Source organism: Haloarcula amylovorans (assembly GCF_004681185.1).
GTDB lineage: Archaea > Halobacteriota > Halobacteria > Halobacteriales > Haloarculaceae > Haloarcula > Haloarcula amylovorans.
In genome coordinates this window covers 26656-45074 of record NZ_SRIF01000016.1, presented here as the reverse complement: position 1 = coordinate 45074, position 18419 = coordinate 26656, and the positions used below count along the sequence as shown (strand labels likewise).

Here is an 18419-nt window from a genome sequence, read left to right as displayed (position 1 = left end):
CATCTCGGTCTTCTTGTCGATGTTGCGGCCTTCGAGCATCTTCGCGCCGGGGAGGATGTCCTCGTAGGCCCCGTTCGTACAGGAACCGATGATGACTTGCTCGACGTCCGTGCCGGCGACTTCCGAGACGGGCACGACGTTGTCGGGCATGGATGGCTCGGCAATGAGCGGCTCCAGCTCCGAGAGGTCGACGACGATTTCGTCGTGGTACTCGGCGTCGTCGTCGGGCTGGACTTCCTCGTAGACGTCCTCGCGGTCGAGCCGGGAGAGGTAGTCCTTCGTGTTCTCGTCGGTCGGGAAGATCGAGGAGGTGGCACCGAGTTCGGTGCCCATGTTGGTGATGGTCGTCCGCTCGGGAACCGTCAGCGTCTCGACGCCGGGGCCGGTGTATTCGAGCACCTTGCCGACGCCGCCTTTGACGGAGAGACGGCGGAGCAGCTCGAGAATGACGTCCTTGGCGGTGGCCCAGTCAGGCAGCTCGCCTTCGAGACGGACGTTGACGACCTCGGGCATCTCGATGTAGTACGCGCCGCCGCCCATGGCGACGGCGACGTCGAGACCACCGGAGCCGATGGCGAGTTCGCCCAGGCCGCCGGGGGTCGGCGTGTGGGAGTCCGAGCCGAGCATGGTCTTGCCGGGCGCGGCGAAGTTCTCCTTGTGGACGTTGTGACAGATACCGTTGCCCGGGCGCGAGAAGTGCGCACCGAACGTACCGGCGGCCGAGCGCAGGAAGCGGTGGTCGTCGGTGTTCTTGAAGTCGAACTGGTAGGTCTGGTGGTCACAGTACTGGGCGGCCAGTTCCGTCTGGACCTCTTCGAGACCGAGCGCCTCGAACTGCAGCCAGACGAGCGTGCCGGTCGTGTCCTGTGTGAGCACCTGGTCGATCTCGATACCGATTTCCTCTCCGGGTGTCAGCTCCCCTTCGACGAGGTGGTCGTCGAGAATCTTTTCCGTGAGCGTCTGTCCCATAACGTCCGACAATCGACGGTCCGCGCGTATAAATCCATAGTATTCGTACAAAGAGTCCGTTTCAAGGTTACTGCGTGAGGGGGTTATCTATTGGACTAATCATCGATTTGTGGCAAAGTAACGAGTCTATCCAATGACCGGAGTTCACATGGTGTCAGGACTGTCGATTGTTGGCTTACCATCGATAAGTTTGACTACTAAGCGACTATATGGAACAATGATGCCGAACGATCAAACCTCTAGTTCGCAGTCGAAAAACCAACAAGAGATGGTCCTTGTATCCGGTTCAAGTTACAACAGGACGTACCATGAGAGTGAGGACTGCCGTGCTATCGACGTAATGAACTATTCTATTGAAAAACCGCTTGTAGCTATCAAAGGCCACTATCGACCATGTAAGCGATGTGTTGATACTGCTGACAATGATGACTAATCTCTCGGCAAGACGTTTAGATGATGTGGTAACTGTGAATAAGTAACCGTGTTTAGCTGGGTTGGATAGTCGTACTGCTACAATCTCAATTATTGAGGGTAAAAACATCTAATCCCGTTTCCGCGTCCCGTTCGTGAGAGAGGGTGGTTTCACCGGTAAATACGGCAATCTCGAACGTACCGGAAACTCGTGCCTCCGAGCAATGGCCACCGAGGGTATCAAACGACTCTTTACCCAATTCAATGTGTGCGTGAACCTTATCGGGACCAATATTACCGCTAAAGCTGGTGACCTCAAATTGTCCAGTAAACGTCTCCTCAGAGTATGATTGATCCTCAACATCGTAGTGGCCGAGTGTCACACGGTCAACTGCTCCGATCCCGACCATGAAGCCACTATCTATCTGTAGTTCGTCTCGGAGTGACCGAATCGATTTGATGACTTCATCTTGTGGATCGAGACGAACGATAACACGATTAGACTCACGAGCGTACTCCATTGGCATTGGCCAATGGGAGTGCTGGAAAATAACGTCTATGGTTTACTCGTCTAGCTCATCTATAGATGAGTAGCATCAGCCGACACCAGAGTCGTTCTGTTACGGTGGCGGCTGTAGAACAGAGAAACGGAATCCTGCTCGCATATTTCGCCTAACTCCTCACTGAGTCGCCAACAGATATCCCGTTCATCATGATCTGTTGGACGACGAACAAAGTGATAATGACGGCTGCACCAGCGTACTGAACGGTTGCGCTGGGATAGACCATTGTAAGAACGCCAGCGACGAAGAATATGGATCCGATAGCGATTCGCTTCCCTTTCCCAGATTCGAATCGGTAGTTGATGCCGTGAATTATACTAATCCCACCGAGCAGGATCAGCAGTCCGGTGAACAGCGCCGCTGGGCCAAGTGATCCAGAGACAATGACTGGATGATAGATGAACGAGAATGGTAGGACGAATAGAGGGGCAGCAACTTTGATCGCTTCGTAACACGTGTCCACGAAGTCTGCATTCGCAATTCCAGCAGCGACGGCTGCGCAAGTTGCAATCGGGGGTGTAAGACCGGAAAGAATCGCGCCATAGAACACAAAGAAGTGTGCGCTTAGCTCCGGCACGAGGAACCGGCTCACCAGAGTTGGAGCTACGAGTAGTGCTACAACCGTGTATGCAGCAGTCGTCGGCATCCCCAGTCCAAGAAGAATGCAGATCACCATCGAAATTAGAACTGCGACGATCATTATGCCGCCGGAGATCTCCATCATGGAGAGGGTGAGTATCCCTGGGACACCAGTCGTCATGAGAATATCGACAACACCGTTGATCGCTGCGAGAATAATCGCAATAGGTGCTGTGATAACGGCCCCTCGCCGGAAGCCAGCGACTGTGTCGGAGAGCGTCGCCTTAACCTCGGTAGTAACGGAGCGAGATTCATACACCGCTTGGGCAACTGGGAAGGAGATACCCGTTATCAGCATCGTGATAACAGTGTATAGTGCAGACGTCATCACTGTCAATTGGATGACTCCAAGAGTGTATACTAGTACGAAGAATGGGACAATAAACTTAGCCGTGTCAACAAGCGTGTCGCGACGGGATCGGTCGTCTAGTTCGTCTAGAACCTCATCGACATCGATTACGTCTAGCTGATGGCTTGCGATATAATGAACTGCGATAACAATACAGACCATCATTATTGTCGCAGGAATCAGTCCCGCAGTAATGACGGTAATGTAACTAATTCCGAGAAGCGATGCCATGATGAAAGCACCAGCACCCATCACGGGTGGGAGGACTTGACCGGTAGTTGAAGCAACGGCCTCAATACCGCCTGCTGTGGAGGGTTTGATCCCGTTCTCTTTCATCATTGGGATCGTGAACGAGCCTGTCATGCCTGCATTCGCTGTTTGAGACCCGTTGATCGAACCAATGACTGCACTCGCCACGACAGCCGTTTGCGCAACACCAGAATCAATATACTTAGATGTCCGCACTGCTCCACGGAAGATTAGGTCGAAAGCTCCGTAGCCCTCTAATAGTCCCGCATAGAGTAGGAAGAGGGCAATCCAAGCTGCAACCAGTTGGGTTAGAAATCCGTAGAACCCGGTTATATCCAGAACCAAAAGGAGAAGAAGGCGAGTAGTGCTCAAGCCACTGTGACCTAGAAGTCCCGGAATCAGATCACCGAAGTAGCCGTACAATAGCGAGCCGATAAGGATACTGAGAAATGTCAGCCCGAACGACCGCCACGAAAGGTAAATGATAACGGCAACAAAAGCGCCTGCTAATACGTATTCGTGTTGGAAGGCATACCCGACTCGGTCTATATTCAGTGCCCTGAAATTGAGGTTAACGTATGCTGTGACGACGATTGTAACCAGCAGGGAGAGAACTAACAGCGCTGCGTCAAGGTACTCACTCTCTGCAACGACATCTTCTAACTCATTTAGGATATATACTCCTATCGCACCGGCAATAAATAACACACCGTACTGTGCTCTTGGCATTGCTAAGGTATAGGCGTAGAAGATAACCAGTGCCCAGAGCGCCAAGGCAGAGAGCGTTAGTGTACTCCCTATTCTTTCTTTTAGGTTTATTGACTCTAGCCGTGAGGTGCTTGATGCGGCCATGGTTCACTCTCACAGTGGCTTTAGGAATATAAAATAGTTATGGTACTGCTCATCAAGCAACGATGCTTCTCAAGGACCCAGTCACTTACTTGACTGTCGTATTAGTCCATCAGAACAACAGGAGAAGAAGCAAGTTCGGCAGAACAACCGATAGTATTAGTGTAATTCCTGCTACGGATAGGTAGTTCGTCAAAGAGGGAGTGAAAGGTTAAAACTCCCTTGAGAATAGCTTATGCGACTATCACTGGCTGGTCAGCATCGAGGAGAACACCTTGAGTAACACTCCCGAATAGAACTTTTCCTACTGGTGACCTGCTACCTGGTGCCATGACGATTGCATCCGCATCGATATCCTCTGCGACGGTTAGAATAGTCTCTGCTGGATCGCCATGTTCTTTTCTGAATGTCCACTCGATATCGCTTCGACCCAGAAGGTCCTGCGCCAACTCGACACTTGTAGGCGGCTCGTAGTCCTCGAACAGATCCGACGACTTCACATTACCGCCGCTGTCATCGACTGCTTCGAACTCCTCGAAAACGTTGAGAATAGTCACCGATATTTCTGTACTGGCTTTCGGAAGGTTGGTAACTGCCGAGACTGCTTGTCTCGTCCGGTCTTCCGATCCATCGATAGAGAGCAATACTCGGTACATCGTTCTTAGAGGAGGCGGTCTTCGAGGTCACCTGCAACGTCTAGCGTCGTTGCGTTGCCCCCGATGTCCGGAGTCCGTGGGGCGTCTGAATCCGCTAGTTGTTCGGCGACACCGTCCCAGAGTGTCTCTGCGAGGTCATCCTCGTCGAGGTGTTCGAACATCAGGGACATCGATAGCAGCATCCCCACTGGGTTTGCAATACCTTCACCCATAATATCGAACGCACTCCCGTGGACCGGTTCGAACATCGACGGATAATCCCCGCTGGGGTTGATGTTCGTCGAAGGAGCGATTCCAAGGCTGCCAGAGATGATTCCACCGATATCAGTAAGGATGTCGCCAAAGAGGTTTGATGCGACGACGACATCAAACTCGTCGGGACGACGGACGAAATCCATGCTCCCCGCGTCGACGAGCAGGCGTTCTACCGTTACGTTCGGATATTCTTCACTGATCTCAGCGACAACCTCGTCCCAAAAGACCATCCCATAGGCTTGTGCGTTTGATTTCGTAATGTTCGTAAGCTTTCCCCGGCGCTCTGTCGCGGCTTCGAAGGCCGCTCGTACAATTGCCTCTGTACCCTCACGGGTGTAAACCGCGGATTGAATTGCAACTTCATTCTGGAAGCCCTGATGTTCGCGTCCGCCGACGTCGGCGTACTCTCCCTCAGTATTTTGTCGGTAGACAACCAGATCGATGTCTCCTCCTGAATATCCTCGAAGCGGACTTTCAACGCCCTCGAAGAGATAGGAAGGGCGCTTGCAGATGTGCTGATTGAACCCTTTCGTAATTGGCAGTCGAAGATTCCGCAGTGTAACGTGGTCCGGAACTTCTGGATGACCCACGGCACCGAGTAAAATCGAGTCAAAATCCTCTAGCGTATCAAGCCCGTCATCGGGCATAAGAGACCCTTCGTCTAAGTAGCGCTCACTTCCCCAATCGAACTCAGTCGTCTGAATATCGACTCCATGGGCAGCTGCGAGGTCAATCATCAGCGATTCTGTAGCATTCACGACTTCGTTCCCGATACCATCACCGGGAATAACCGCTATGTCATACGACATGGATACGACTATCGAAACCCCCAATATAAAAGTATTTGGGTGCGTTTGCTAAACTATATTACCAAACATTAGGAATACTGATTAATCACGCGTGTAACTCCTCATTGATTCACCCGGCTGAATCAGATGTATAACACTGAGTTCAGAGATAGAATGAGAATTGAGTTGAAGTCGGGGAATAGTAGCTAATGAAGCGAAAAAATCAGGGATTCCTGTTCTCCTCGAAACCGTCCTAACTGATCTTTGAGAACGATTGAGGAACCATGACCGACTGTACTGAACCTCCATCATTATACGTCATTGATGGAAAGGTTTATTAAGCAGGTATTTGTTAGCCACTAGCGGATGTCCGACGAAGACAGCAGTAACCAGACTAGACGTAACGTACTCAAAGGAACGGCTGGGATTGGAACGATCGCCATTACCGGGTGTCTGGGTGATGGGGGCTCAGGCGAGGGTTCCGATGGCGGCTCTGGTGATGGGACTAGCGATGGTTCAAGTGATGGTTCGAGTGATGGGTCGAGCACCAGTTCTGATGACGGATCCAGCGGTGATTCGTACCAAATTCAGATGGGCGGTTCTTCACAAGGGAGTACCGCATTTAATTCGATGCAAGCGCTTGCACGGGCTCTCAACCAACACAGTGATACGCTGAACATGACTGTTCAGCAGACGCAGGGGAACGTTGCCAACATGTATCAATACGATCAAGGCAATCTCCCTGCGGTAGCGACAGACAACAACACCATCAACAAAGCGATATCGGGGAATGACCGCTTTAACGAGCAACCAGTGGAAAACATCGGCCATCAGTCGTTCCGATTCAACGGGCTCGACATTTTCTGGGTTGCACGTGAGGGTTCCGGAATAGAATCCACTGCAGATTTCTCTGGAAAGACGGTCTATCCCATCCAACCCGGATTTGGGACGCGACTCCTTACAGAAGAAGTAATGCGCGTAGCCGGAATGTGGGAAGAAGTCGATATCATCAACGTCGACACGAGCGACATCCCTGGAGCAATCGAAGAGGGGCGTGTTGACGCTGCGGCAGTCTACGGGTCTAACGGAGTCGAACTAACTGGCTGGGCAAAGCAAATCGATGCGAGAAACGATGTCTATCTCGTCGAGGTCGCAGATAGCTTCAAACAAGCAATCGAAGAAGTCCCCGGTGCACGCTTAGCCGAAATCGAACCCTATGGCTGGAATCAGGAAGTGACGAAAGTGACTGATTCGATAGTTAGCTGGAATCTCGACCTGCAGTGTCTAATTGGGCCTGACGTTCCCACGGACGCGGCACGTGAACTAGCTCGTGTCAGTCACGAACATACTGATACGATTCAGGAGGCAGACCAGACGTATGCGAACCATTCAAAGGCAGAAAATATGACCTCCGCCATCATTCCCGAACATCCTGTCCACCAAGGAATCGCTGAGTTCTATAAAGAGAAAGGAGTCTGGGACGACTCCTGGACAGCTGGCGAAGCAGAGTAGTACAGTAGCACCGATCTTTTGCATCTCCTCATTTTGCAGTGAAGGCTCTATTCTAAAGCCAACTGCAGATTAAAACGCTTCAGACTCCTGGATCAGACTGCGTTGTTTATGAAATGATGGTCACTCCCTAAGTCGAAGTATCCACGCCCTCCAGCGCTGTTCGGTATCTTCTCTTCTATTTCATCCTATCCAATCAACCGATATGGATGGGATTGGGGTAGAGTCTTCTCGGGCCTGCTGGCGACAATGGTGTGTGCAACGATCTACAGACGTCGAGAACGCACGATACCCGAGATGGCGTAGAGCGAGACGAGCTCTAACACCATCTCTCGCTATTTATATATAATGTTCTGTATTGTGGGACGAGTGAATGACCTCATCCCTGACTTCGCAAACTGACTTTACAATACTAGGGTTGTAATGCCTGCCATCATTCGTTCTCTGTTCTAGGCCCGGTGTCTATCCAAATAGTGGTGTCAATAAGCAGTATCTGGCGCTAAGAGAGCGATCTAAGCCGGAAAACCCAGTTGGTCTTCCGGCATATCAGTGGTAAGAGTACTTAAAGATCCACATAGTGGGACAGCGTGAATCACTTAACCCCATCACAGGCGGCCATTACAAACCTAGTGTTGTAATGGGATGTGGTTTAATCTCTATATTGTTTCGATTAAAAAATACTATCTGTGTCAATCACGAATATTTCATATTTAGCTCAACTTCGTTAACGACGCCAAGAAGTTTATCTGGTAGTTCTTGACGATAAAATTCTCCTTTGAATCGGTTTAGTGGACCAGAAATTCCAATTGCGCCCAAAGGTTGCCCGTTTGGCTTGATCACTGGTACCGATACGGACCGCAGACCATCAATGTACTCTTGATCATTGTAACTGACGCCGTTGTCTCGTATCTGTTGTAACTCGTCGAAAAAGACACTTTCGTCTGTTATCGTGTTTTCAGTAATCTCCGGGAGGCCATGCTGTTGTATGATCTCTGAGACCTCTTTATCTGTCATTTCAGAAAGAATTGCTTTGCCACCCGAAGTAGCATGGATCGGCATTTGTTTTCCAAGCTGTGTATTGGTCTGAACAGCGTGATCTCCAGTTTCACGATGAACGTAGACCGTATATCCATGCTCCTCGATCATAAACTGAGCTCGTTCCTCGGTTTCTGTAGCAAGCTCTTTGATTCTCGGTTCAATATGAGCGTACGCTGTCTCTCGATTGTGTACAGCAGTACCGACGTAAAGGAACTGAGAGCCAATATGGTAGATATCGCCTGCTTTCATTACGTACTCGAGCTCTTCAAGTGTCTTGAGATGCCGGTGAATCGTGCTTTTGGGTAAGTCGAGCGAAGTTGCTAGTTCTGATACCCTAGCGCCATTTCGCTCTCGTAATTCTTCAACAATGGTGAACAGCTTTTTCGTTGAGTGCATTGGTACCTTTTCGCTCATATCTGTATATTTTCTGGCGGGGCATATAAAGTTTCGCACCGTGGGACAAGTAGTGCTATTGTATGTCGTGATACTCTATCCCAATACCAGAGGATTATTAATGATGCACAAAATGTAGATCGGAGATTCCCACTATATGTGACTATATTAGGAAACTTTACAATATTTGGGCGTTCTACTGATGATATATTCACTTTCAGACGATTCTACCCCCGTTCCATTAGACAGGATTTTATATGGTGGTAGCAGTATCTCTCGAATAAACCGTTTCATGCTATGACATCATAGAGACCATGATGTGCCGCTATTGGAATAGGTGATTCCTAATTCGCATTTCCAACATGTAGAGCTACGTTCTCTTGAGTGAACTCAACCAAACCATATCATTCGTCTGCCTCGGGATTGCCAATCACGATTACCCGAAGGTCGTTTACGTTTGTACCGGTCGCTCCTGTTCGAAGAAGTGCCTTAGCAGCATCGAGAGTGGAGTAGACATTGTTCTGACTTAATGCGTGCTGAGCAGCAGGTCTATCATCAATCGTCTCGGCGTCAATTAGTGCTCCAGCAGCATCGACATTACCATCAATTCCATCTGTATCAACACCACCGACAACGGTGGTGGAAAGATCAAGTTCAAGCGCTGCACTCAGCACGAATTCTTGGTTTGGTCCACCCCTCCCCTCTCCATCAACGGTAACCGTAGTTTCGCCACCAGAGATCAAAACGGCAGGCGGACTGGTTGGGTTCCCAGTAGCGGCTACCTCTTCTGAGATACCGACGTGGACTTTTGCAGCTTCGCTGGCCTCACCGCGAATGTGAGATGAGAGAATTACTGGTTCATACCCCTCTTTACGAGCGACATCACTCGCTGCTGAGAGTGCTGTAAAATTATCTGCTAGAATATGAACTTCGATATTGTCGAACACCCTACTACTCTCGTCAGGAGTTTCCTGACGCTCATCCTCATGACCACGTATTAGATGATTGCGCACGGACGCTGGGACTTCGAGATTATAGCGATCGACAATGTCAATCGCATCGTGATAAGTCGTACTGTCGGGAGAAACTGGGCCACTAGCGACAGCCCCTATCTCATTACCAGTTACGTCACTAAATATCAGACCGACAACTTTCGCTGGCGAGGCTACTGCTGCGAGTTTTCCCCCTTTAATATCAGAGAGATGTTTCCGAACCGTATTGATTTCTGCTATCGTAGCGCCGGCTCGTAGTAGTTCCTCGGTCGTTGTTTGTAAATCAGCAAGCTTGATAGACTCTGTAGGAGCGGGTAGAAGTGCGCTTCCGCCGCCAGTAATGAGAGCTATGATGAGATCATCCTTGGTAGCAGTCGACGCGGACTGCAGAATCTGTTTAGTTCCCTCTACTGCGGCTTCGCTTGGAATAGGATGGCTTCCCTCGATACACTCTACTTTTGATAAATTAGCTGGATCATCTGTAACTACGGTCCCATCATCAATTTGGCTTCCCAGGCAATCTTCAAGAGCAACGGCTGCTTGTCCGGCCGCATTGCCACCTCCAAGAACAAGTATACGGTTATATTCGTCTATATCGTATTTTGTGCCGTTGATTATGAGTGTGTCTCCATCCACTACGACCGTCTTTTCGATAACTGACTTCGGGTGAGCAGCATTGATACCAGCACTTAAACAGTCTATGGCAAGTTCGTGCTCAGGAGTCTCTGCAAGAGCATCTCTATTTTCGAACATCAGTGGTTATTCTCATCTAAGAAATAAAAAGTGTGTTGGAGTGTATCGCGGCTAAGCCACGGGCCACAAAACTGTTCGGTGAGAGCAACTACGAGATACTTGATAGCGAGGCCGATCAGACGCATAAATTCGGTCGTAAATCCCACTCAGCCCGAATCCCTAATCCTTTACTCTACAATCGCAATGTCCTCGCTCAAATAGATCAACAATATCATACTGTTGACTACAATCGGTACAAACTACTTGGATAGTTATTATGACATCGAACGACCCGAGGACGAGTCGTCCAGTAGAAATCAGATTCTTAATGCTCTTCTCGGTTACAGCTTGAAGCCGTCCTTGTAATCGTTCAATTGTGTCTTGTGTCTTTGCTATCTGATCTGTGTTGTTATTTTCACGTTCAACACCCCGTTCCTCCCGGAGATATGTGTGAATGGCTTGGTGAGAAACAAAATCGTTCTGAACGGCATCAGTATCAACTCCTTCCTGATTTAGTTCGTTGAGTACTTCGAGTCGAGTCCCCTCCGTGGTTTCATCATCTGTGAGGGCCGTGTATAATTGGTTGATCCGGTCTTGTCTTACCAACATACCCGACTCTGTCATAGCAGACTTCAGTATTCGTCGATTCAGAACATCTGCGAGCGTTCGTAGACTTTGTTGCTCGCGACTATTTCCTAACCAACGATTCTCGAGCTCTACACCGAAATTGTCGAGATCATATTCTGAAATAACCCGGGCAACCTTACTGGAACGTGGTGAGTTTCCTTGATCTGCCCCAGACCCCTTTTCGTTGTCAGTCATACAGCACCTATGGCAGATATTTTTATAAGTATTTTGTCTGTGTACGCGTAGGCGCAAAGCTATGGCATAAACCATACCCCGCACCCTGATAGAATATAATAATATAAACATTTCTGGCACATAATCTTGTCACCTAACGACTCGACTTACACCGCTTAATTGATTTCATGTCGGGAATTTCTCAATATCTTAACTCCTTCATCTAATATCTCGCTATTGGGACCTCTTCTCAATTTTCTGAGTGGGCACCGTTTAGCATCAGCTCCTTAGAATTATTTTGGACAGCTCTCATCGCAGATTACATAAACTGGCACAATAAGATGGTTAGATAGAGGTTTTTAATAGCTGGAGACTCTTCCTCAAAATATGAGTACACCTGAACACATATCTGAAACGGCGGAATTTTCGGTCGAGAACATCGGCGGCATCGATAGTACGCAGGTTTCGATTCCGCCTGGTGTGACCGTCCTGACTGGCAAGAACGCTACGAACCGAACGTCGTTCCTCCAATCAATTATGGCTGCGATGGGAAGCAATCAGGCAACACTCAAAGGCGACGCCGACAAGGGCCGCGTTCAATTGAACCTCCATGGCGAGACCTACGAACGGACACTCACTCCCGCCGGTGATGCAGTCGCATTCGATGGCGAGGGCTACCTCGACGACCCTGAGGTCGCCGATCTCTTTGCATTCCTGCTGGAAACCAACGAAGCGCGCCAGTCTGTTGCTCGTGGTGATGACCTTCGAGAGATCATCATGCGCCCCGTCGATATCGACGACATTAAAAACAGAATCAGGGAATTAGGGGATGAAAAAGACGACATCAATGACGAACTAGCTACTATTGAAGACAGAAAAACGGATATCCCGAAACTCGAACAACGTCGAAACCAGATACAGGAACAGATACAGGAGAAGAAGGACGAACTCGAGGAAAAAGAAGCTGAGATAGATGAAAGTAACCGGGATATCGAGTCGAGTCGGGAGGATCAGGAAGAGTTAGAAGCGAAGCTTGACGACCTTCGCTCGACACGCTCAGACCTCGAATCGACACGTCGCCAGATCGAGACACAAAACGAGAGCATCTCCTCTCTCAAACAGGAGCGAAGTGACCTCGAAGACGAACTCGAGGAACTGCCCGAGACGCCGATGGGCGACCACCAGCATCTCGAAACCGAGATTGAACAGCTCCGCGAGAAACGGCAAACACTGAACTCCCAGATTTCTGACCTGCAGAGTCTTATCCAGTACAACGAAGAACGACTTGAGGATGAGGACTACGAGGTCCTTGAGACGCTCGACGAAACCGACCAGTCTGAGTCAAGCGGGTCACCGACTGACGAATTGCTTGGTAATGGCGATGATTCGGTCACCTGCTGGACGTGTGGCTCGACGGTCGAACGCGACCAGATTGAGGACACTGTTGAGCGTCTTCAGGAGCGCCGCCAAGACCTGGTGCAGGAACTCAACGACATCAAGTCCGAACTTGAGGACTTGAAAGCCACTCAGCGTGAAGCCAAACAACAACAAAATGAGCGTGAGCAAATCGAGCGTAAGCTCACGGATATCGAGGATGAAATTGAGAGCCGCGACGCGCAACTTGACTCACTCAAAGCCCAACGTGAAGAACTCACCGACGACGTCGAATCGCTCGAAGCCGACGTTGATGACCTCGAATCGGACGATTTCGAAGAGGTGCTGTCGCTCCACAAAGAAGCCAACCAGCTAGAGTTCGAAATCGACAGTCTCGAATCAGATTTAGAGGACGTGACTGAGGAAATCGAAGAGATTGAAGACATGCTCGACCGAGCCGACGATCTCCGAGAGGAACGCGACGAATTACTCGAACAGCTGACCGACGAGCGGACGAAGATCGACCAGATCGAAGCTGACGCCGTCGATGAGTTCAACGAGCACATGGATGCGATGCTGGAGATTCTGGATTACGAGAATCTCGACCGCATCTGGATCGAACGTGTCGAACAGACTGTACGCGAGGGCCGACGGAAAGTCGATAAGACCGCGTTCGATCTCCACATTGTCCGAACGACGGAGAATGGCGCAGCTTACGAAGATACGGTTGAGCATCTCAGCGAGAGTGAGCGCGAGGTCACAGGACTCATCTTCGCGCTGGCAGGCTATCTTGTCCACGACCTCTACGAGACGGTCCCGTTCATGCTGCTGGATTCACTGGAAGCGATCGACTCAGATCGAATCGCACAGCTCGTCGAGTACTTCGAGGACTATGCTGAGTATCTCGTGGTCGCCTTGCTCCCGGAAGACGCGCAAGCGCTGGACGACAACGTAAATCGAGTTACTGCTATCTAAGCGGCAACTCGGGGCTCAAAGCCTTATATAGGAGACACGAATAGACCTTACTGGAATGTCTCTTATTGTCAAAGCAGCTGTGAAGGATACACTGTCGGAGCACAATGTCTCGGCGGATTTCTACGAGACACTTGATACGGAAGTCGCCAAACTGCTCGAAGACGCTACCGAGCGTGCTGAAGCTAACGACCGAAAGACGGTCCAGGCACGCGACCTCTAAAGCAACTCGAGCAATTTTGTCTCGTCCGCGCTGGATCAGGCCCTGTTTTAAGAGGCGCGTGGGAGCACGGTACGACTATGAGTCTCTCAGCAGAGTCAATTGCAGTAGAGAATGTCGTCGCGTCAAGCGATATCGGTCAGGAACTAGCGCTCGAATCACTTGCAATGGATCTCACGGGTAGTGACTATGATCCGGAAAATTTCCCTGGCTTAGTTTATCGGATGCACGATCCCTAGGGCCGCAGCGCTAATTTTCCGCTCAGGCAAAGTCGTGTGTACCGGGGCGAAAAGCGTAGACGATGTTGAAGTGGCTCTCAGACAGATTTTTGACGAACTCCGTAATTTAGGGATCGAGGTTGACGACTTACCAGCAATCCATATCCAGAATATCGTCTCGAGTGCTGATCTGGGGACGAATCTGAATCTGAATGCGATTGCGATCGGGCTCGGTCTCGAACATATCGAGTATGAACCAGAGCAGTTCCCCGGGCTAGTTTACCGACTTGACGAACCCGATGTCGTGGCACTGCTGTTCGGCAGCGGGAAACTCGTCATCACGGGTGGCAAGCAGTTGACTGATGCCGAAGAAGCGCTGTCGGTAATCGAAGATCAACTGAATGACCTTGGGTTGCTAGAGTAAGAAGTAAGGAGTAGAGCCAACGCTCATTCACGACGAGCGCGCCCTTTCCAGTCGAATTCCTGTTTTCGTTCAGCAGCGTGTCGTAGGCCATCAGCCACCTGCTGGGTTACCGTCTCCCCGAAGTCGACGAGGTCAGCTAGAAAGCGATCCTGATAATTTTCGAGGAGATCGTATGACCACCGCTCCGCATGAGTATCATCGGCTGTAGAGTCGGTCACGACTCCGCGGGGAAGATATTCGTCTCGAAGCCCGTCCGCCAACTCATCATACCCACATTGCCGGAGGAGATCCTCGGCATCCGCTAAGTGATCCATCGCCCGACCAGTATCGTGGTGGAAACTGACGAGGTGACCATGTGCTCGATGAAGGTGCTCGATTCCCAACTCAACTTGATGCAACGCCTTACGCTCTTGTTCGCTCAAGTCGTCTGAATGGTGTTTGTTATCGGACCCCATACTATGTATAATGGTGACTAATAAATACGAGTTTCGTGGCGTATGACGTGCTGGGTCTCTTATACTGGCTGTCAACTGGGTCTCCAGTAATCTCCGTGTTCAATAAAATATATAATGTTCCTGAGGACTGACCCTCATGACGTACCTGCGTATCGTGGTTCGGAGATAACCGCCTAGATGGCTTTGATTGGGATATGTAACCATTTGTCGCTGAAAAATAGCTTTAGAGATACAAAAAATATTACAAAAATAAAATTTCGGTGACAACTATTAACTTCCTCTGCTAGTCATAAACTAGACACATAGAGACTTTTCCAATCGCTGGCCGAATCATCAATACGAAGCTCATCTTCGGCCTCACTGCTCGCGAAGTTGGCGAAGTCCTCATCATCCCATTCCTTACACTCGGGATCGCTCAGAGCCTTGGATTCACCGGTACATTATTTCTCATCGCTGGCGGCATCGGGCTCACGCTTGGCATCCTTATTTTACTGGTAGCCCCCGCTGGGCAGCGGCCGATTCGCTATGCTCGGGCTGCCGCAGAGTACTACCTGTCTTCGAATACATATCACAACCGCCGCACCCGACCTGCCGATGAGACACCGGTCGTTCAGGATGTTGTCGGCGTCCGACAGGACGGCCTTGATATCGAGACTATCGAAACCGAACACGAAGCTGATTCCGGGTGACCATCATGGGTTCCGCTTCATCTAACGAGACCACAGAAGCACAACCCGATGACCGAGAGACGGAAACCGCCGACGTCACCGAGAACAGGGACTCACTATCAGCCGGTTCCAAATCTACGTCGGGAACTGAGTCACAAGCGCAAACGACCACGACCAACGACCAGCTGACAGGAACGTCGCCCACCGAGGAATCACAGGTTCCGCCCGATTCAGACCTTGAAGTGCTCCGTGCCCTCGATGCCTTCCTTGACGATATTGATACGGATCTGCCGACCGCTCGCGAACGAGCCCGCGCTCGTGATCACTTCGAGCTGGAAGACCGCCTGGGTGGCAAGACTACGACACAGTCGACACTCGCTTCGATTACGTCCGCGACGACGGGATTGCTGTTGACGGCGACAGCTACATCGGCCTGTTGAAAGTCCACCCACAAAACTGGCTCTCACTAAGCGACGAGGCCAAGCGCGAAACGATGAGTGCGTACATGTCCTTTCTCATGTCTCTAGAATCCAGCGTCGCTGTCCCCTGCTATCCCAAGACGTTCGACCTCACAGGACACCTCGAACGCTTCTACACAGTTGGGGCGGATACGACTGCCCAGAGTCAGTCACCGATTCTTCAGTACGGCCGCAAGTTCTACATCGAGTGGGCCAGCACGAATATCGAAGACGAGGACCTCAAACAACGCGATTTCTACATCGTTACCCGGGTTGAGGCTGACCAAGTCCACAAAGATCTCGAGACCGGCAGCGTGCTAAGCCAACTTAGCACGCTTCCCGTTATTGGAACGGTCTGTTCGCGACTCGCGAAAAAAGCCCCCATCGGTGAATCGCACGAAGCCGCGCAGACGGAGCTGTGCGTTCGTGAAGTCCAGCAGCGCCAGCGCCGAATCACGAATAACCTCGGACGAACAGACGTCTCTCTCAAACGCGTCACTGAGCGCCAGGAAACAATGGAGATCCTCTATCACTACTACAATCATGTCGACCCGCAGTTCGAGAAATTTGACCACGCGACCAAAACGGAGGGCGAGCGCTGATGGGCGATCGGCTTGATCGTATCCAATCATGGCTCCCTATGGGAAGTAGCGAGCCGAGTATCGAGGATATCGACGACGAGACCTTCGGCCGGGCTACTGAAATTCTCGAAGCGAATGGTGACGACCTCACGAAAGAAAATATCCGCGAGCAGGCCGAGTACTTGCTCGAAATCGAGGATGTCGATGAGGGAGAACTCCGACTCGGTGTCGTCCAAGATGAATCGGAGCAGGCACTGGCCGACCAGGATATCATCGCCCCACGCCAGCTACAGGAAGTCTCGAATCTTTTCGAGTCGGGCTATATGGTTCGCAACGACCAGTTCGTCCGGACGCTGACCATCCACGGCTATCCTGAACGCGTCCCATTAGGATGGTTAGAAGACCTGTACACGACGAATGATCAGGTGCGCGTTACCCAGCATATTGAACCGCGGGACACGGGCTCAGTTTTGCGAAAACTCAAAAAGCAGCTCACGCAGTTACGCGCCCGTCTCCACAAGAAAGACCAGAAAAATCAGACCAACACCCACGAGGTCAAGGCCGACCGCGACATGGTCAAAGACCTCATTTGGGACATCATCCTCGGTGAGACGAAGCTCTTCGACTTCGCAATCTACATTGAAATCATCGCTGACACCGAACAGGAACTCGATGACGCCACGGAACGCGTTGTCGATTCGCTTGGGGCCGCGAATGCAAAAGCGGTCACGCTCGATAAACGCCAAGTCGAATCGCAGGATGCACTCGCATCGCTCGGTGATGATCGGATAAAGGCCACCCAGCTCATGCAGGAGACGGCCATTGGCACGATGTTTCCCTTTATTGAGCCAGCCATCGCCGATCCAGAGGGTGTCTTCTACGGGTTCGATGGAACGAACACGCCTGTCCTCCTCAATCGCTATCAACTTTCCTCATACTCGAAGGCAATTGCCGGGAAGATGGGTTCAGGGAAGACCTTCGCCGAGAAACACGAGATGTACCATCGGCTAATGATGGATCCTGACATCGAAATGCTTGTCCTTGATCCGCTGGGTGACTTTGTCGACTTTGCGAACGACCTCGGCGGGCAGGTCATCCGGTTGGCGGCCAGAACACGGTTAACCCCTTAGAGATTCGCCGTGGGATCGATGATGTCGTCGAGTGCTTTCCATGTCCACTTTTCATACGTCGGAGTCAGCAAGTGGATCGAGTACGAGCTCACAGATACGTCCGACAGAGTACAATGAGCAGACGCGGCTGGTATGGCTAAGGAAACTATTCCGCGAGACAAGAATTATATCCTTAGCTGTACAAGGCTGAGTATGTCCAATACTGAGTCCGCAGATGGTCCGCCACCGTTCGAGAACGCGTTTCGCGGTGACGACGTCGAACAACGTATCTACGGAACGATTCTCCAGACCCGTGAGCCTGCAACGGCGAACGCGATTGCCGAACGCGTCGACTGTGATCCGAAAACGGCCCGGAAGTACCTGGGATGGTTCGCGGATCTCGGCATCGTCACACGTCATGACGGCCATCCGGCGACCTACGAGCGCAACGACGCGTACTTCGAATGGCGACGCATCAACCAGCTTGCCGCCGAGCACTCCGTCGACGACCTTCAGGAGCGCGTTCGCAAACTGACCACCCGAATCGCCGACTACGAGGATGCGTACGGCGCTGCGAAACCGGCGGACGTCGACGCCGTCGCCACTGCGGAAGACAGCGCTGAGCGAGATATCGACGACGTATATAGCGATCTCGGCGACTGGACAACCGCACGCGAGGAACGCGAGCGCTACGAACGTGCCCGCCAACAACGCGCCAGTGCTGACGGCGAGCAGGCCTCCGGGTAA

General features: G+C 51.1%; 16 protein-coding genes and 1 pseudogene. 8 read left to right on the top strand and 9 right to left on the bottom strand.

Annotated elements, in window-relative coordinates:
* From E4S61_RS24675 to E4S61_RS24655, 5 genes are all read right to left on the bottom strand, one after another.
* The coding region (locus E4S61_RS24675) for an aconitase family protein (RefSeq protein WP_245180946.1) at positions 1-969 on the bottom strand (969 nt) is incomplete at its 3' end.
* Positions 970-1487: 518 nt separating this feature from the next.
* Positions 1488-1901 (bottom strand): PPC domain-containing DNA-binding protein, encoded by a 414-nt coding sequence (locus E4S61_RS24670; protein ID WP_135306431.1) that lies wholly within the window; start codon positions 1899-1901, stop codon positions 1488-1490.
* Between the two features lie 151 nt (positions 1902-2052).
* On the bottom strand, positions 2053-4032 hold the full coding sequence (locus E4S61_RS24665) for a TRAP transporter permease (protein WP_209309604.1): 1980 nt from the start codon (positions 4030-4032) through the stop codon (positions 2053-2055).
* A 230-nt stretch (positions 4033-4262) separates the two neighbouring features.
* Positions 4263-4685: a universal stress protein gene (locus E4S61_RS24660; RefSeq protein WP_135306430.1), complete on the bottom strand. Its 423-nt coding sequence runs from the start codon at positions 4683-4685 to the stop codon at positions 4263-4265.
* A 5-nt stretch (positions 4686-4690) separates the two neighbouring features.
* Positions 4691-5749, bottom strand: a complete 1059-nt coding sequence (locus E4S61_RS24655) for an isocitrate/isopropylmalate dehydrogenase family protein (protein WP_135306429.1) — start codon at positions 5747-5749, stop codon at positions 4691-4693.
* A 345-nt stretch (positions 5750-6094) separates the two neighbouring features.
* Between E4S61_RS24655 and E4S61_RS24650 the strand changes: the two genes are divergently transcribed.
* Positions 6095-7240, top strand: coding sequence for a TAXI family TRAP transporter solute-binding subunit (locus tag E4S61_RS24650; protein WP_167768638.1), 1146 nt, complete (start codon positions 6095-6097; stop codon positions 7238-7240).
* A 690-nt stretch (positions 7241-7930) separates the two neighbouring features.
* On the opposite strand, the gene E4S61_RS24645 is transcribed toward E4S61_RS24650, so the two are convergent.
* The 3 genes from E4S61_RS24645 to rdfA form a co-directional block, all read right to left on the bottom strand.
* Positions 7931-8689 carry an IclR family transcriptional regulator gene (locus tag E4S61_RS24645; RefSeq protein ID WP_209309602.1) on the bottom strand — a complete coding sequence of 253 codons (759 nt, stop codon included), beginning with the start codon at positions 8687-8689 and terminating at the stop codon, positions 7931-7933.
* A 383-nt stretch (positions 8690-9072) separates the two neighbouring features.
* Positions 9073-10413, bottom strand: a complete 1341-nt coding sequence (locus E4S61_RS24640; RefSeq protein ID WP_135306428.1) for a glycerate kinase type-2 family protein — start codon at positions 10411-10413, stop codon at positions 9073-9075.
* A 159-nt stretch (positions 10414-10572) separates the two neighbouring features.
* On the bottom strand, positions 10573-11214 hold the full coding sequence (gene rdfA, locus E4S61_RS24635; protein WP_135306427.1) for a rod-determining factor RdfA: 642 nt from the start codon (positions 11212-11214) through the stop codon (positions 10573-10575).
* A gap of 366 nt (positions 11215-11580) precedes the next feature.
* Here rdfA and E4S61_RS24630 point away from each other — a divergent pair, with 366 nt between their 5' ends.
* The 3 genes and pseudogenes from E4S61_RS24630 (at position 11581) to E4S61_RS24620 (ending at position 14401) form a co-directional block, all read left to right on the top strand.
* Positions 11581-13542, top strand: coding sequence for an archaea-specific SMC-related protein (locus E4S61_RS24630; RefSeq protein ID WP_135306426.1), 1962 nt, complete (start codon positions 11581-11583; stop codon positions 13540-13542).
* Between the two features lie 55 nt (positions 13543-13597).
* On the top strand, positions 13598-13762 hold the full coding sequence (locus E4S61_RS24625; RefSeq protein ID WP_135306425.1) for a DUF1931 domain-containing protein: 165 nt from the start codon (positions 13598-13600) through the stop codon (positions 13760-13762).
* A 77-nt stretch (positions 13763-13839) separates the two neighbouring features.
* Positions 13840-14401 (top strand): annotated as a pseudogene (locus E4S61_RS24620) (TATA-box-binding protein).
* A gap of 23 nt (positions 14402-14424) precedes the next feature.
* Here E4S61_RS24620 and E4S61_RS24615 read toward each other — a convergent pair.
* A complete protein-coding gene (locus tag E4S61_RS24615) occupies positions 14425-14856 on the bottom strand; it encodes a hypothetical protein (RefSeq protein WP_135306424.1) in 432 nt (143 codons plus the stop codon).
* Positions 14857-15550: 694 nt separating this feature from the next.
* Between E4S61_RS24615 and E4S61_RS26030 the strand changes: the two genes are divergently transcribed.
* The 4 genes from E4S61_RS26030 (at position 15551) to E4S61_RS24595 (ending at position 18419) form a co-directional block, all read left to right on the top strand.
* Positions 15551-15964 carry a hypothetical protein gene (locus E4S61_RS26030; protein WP_209309601.1) on the top strand — a complete coding sequence of 138 codons (414 nt, stop codon included), beginning with the start codon at positions 15551-15553 and terminating at the stop codon, positions 15962-15964.
* Positions 15961-16584 (top strand): hypothetical protein, encoded by a 624-nt coding sequence (locus E4S61_RS24605; RefSeq protein ID WP_209309600.1) that lies wholly within the window; start codon positions 15961-15963, stop codon positions 16582-16584. Before E4S61_RS26030 ends, E4S61_RS24605 begins: the two co-directional genes overlap by 4 nt.
* Before the next feature lie 38 nt (positions 16585-16622).
* Positions 16623-17693 carry a VirB4 family type IV secretion system protein gene (locus tag E4S61_RS24600; RefSeq protein ID WP_209309599.1) on the top strand — a complete coding sequence of 357 codons (1071 nt, stop codon included), beginning with the start codon at positions 16623-16625 and terminating at the stop codon, positions 17691-17693.
* Positions 17694-17885: 192 nt separating this feature from the next.
* Positions 17886-18419 (top strand): DUF7342 family protein, encoded by a 534-nt coding sequence (locus E4S61_RS24595; protein ID WP_135306423.1) that lies wholly within the window; start codon positions 17886-17888, stop codon positions 18417-18419.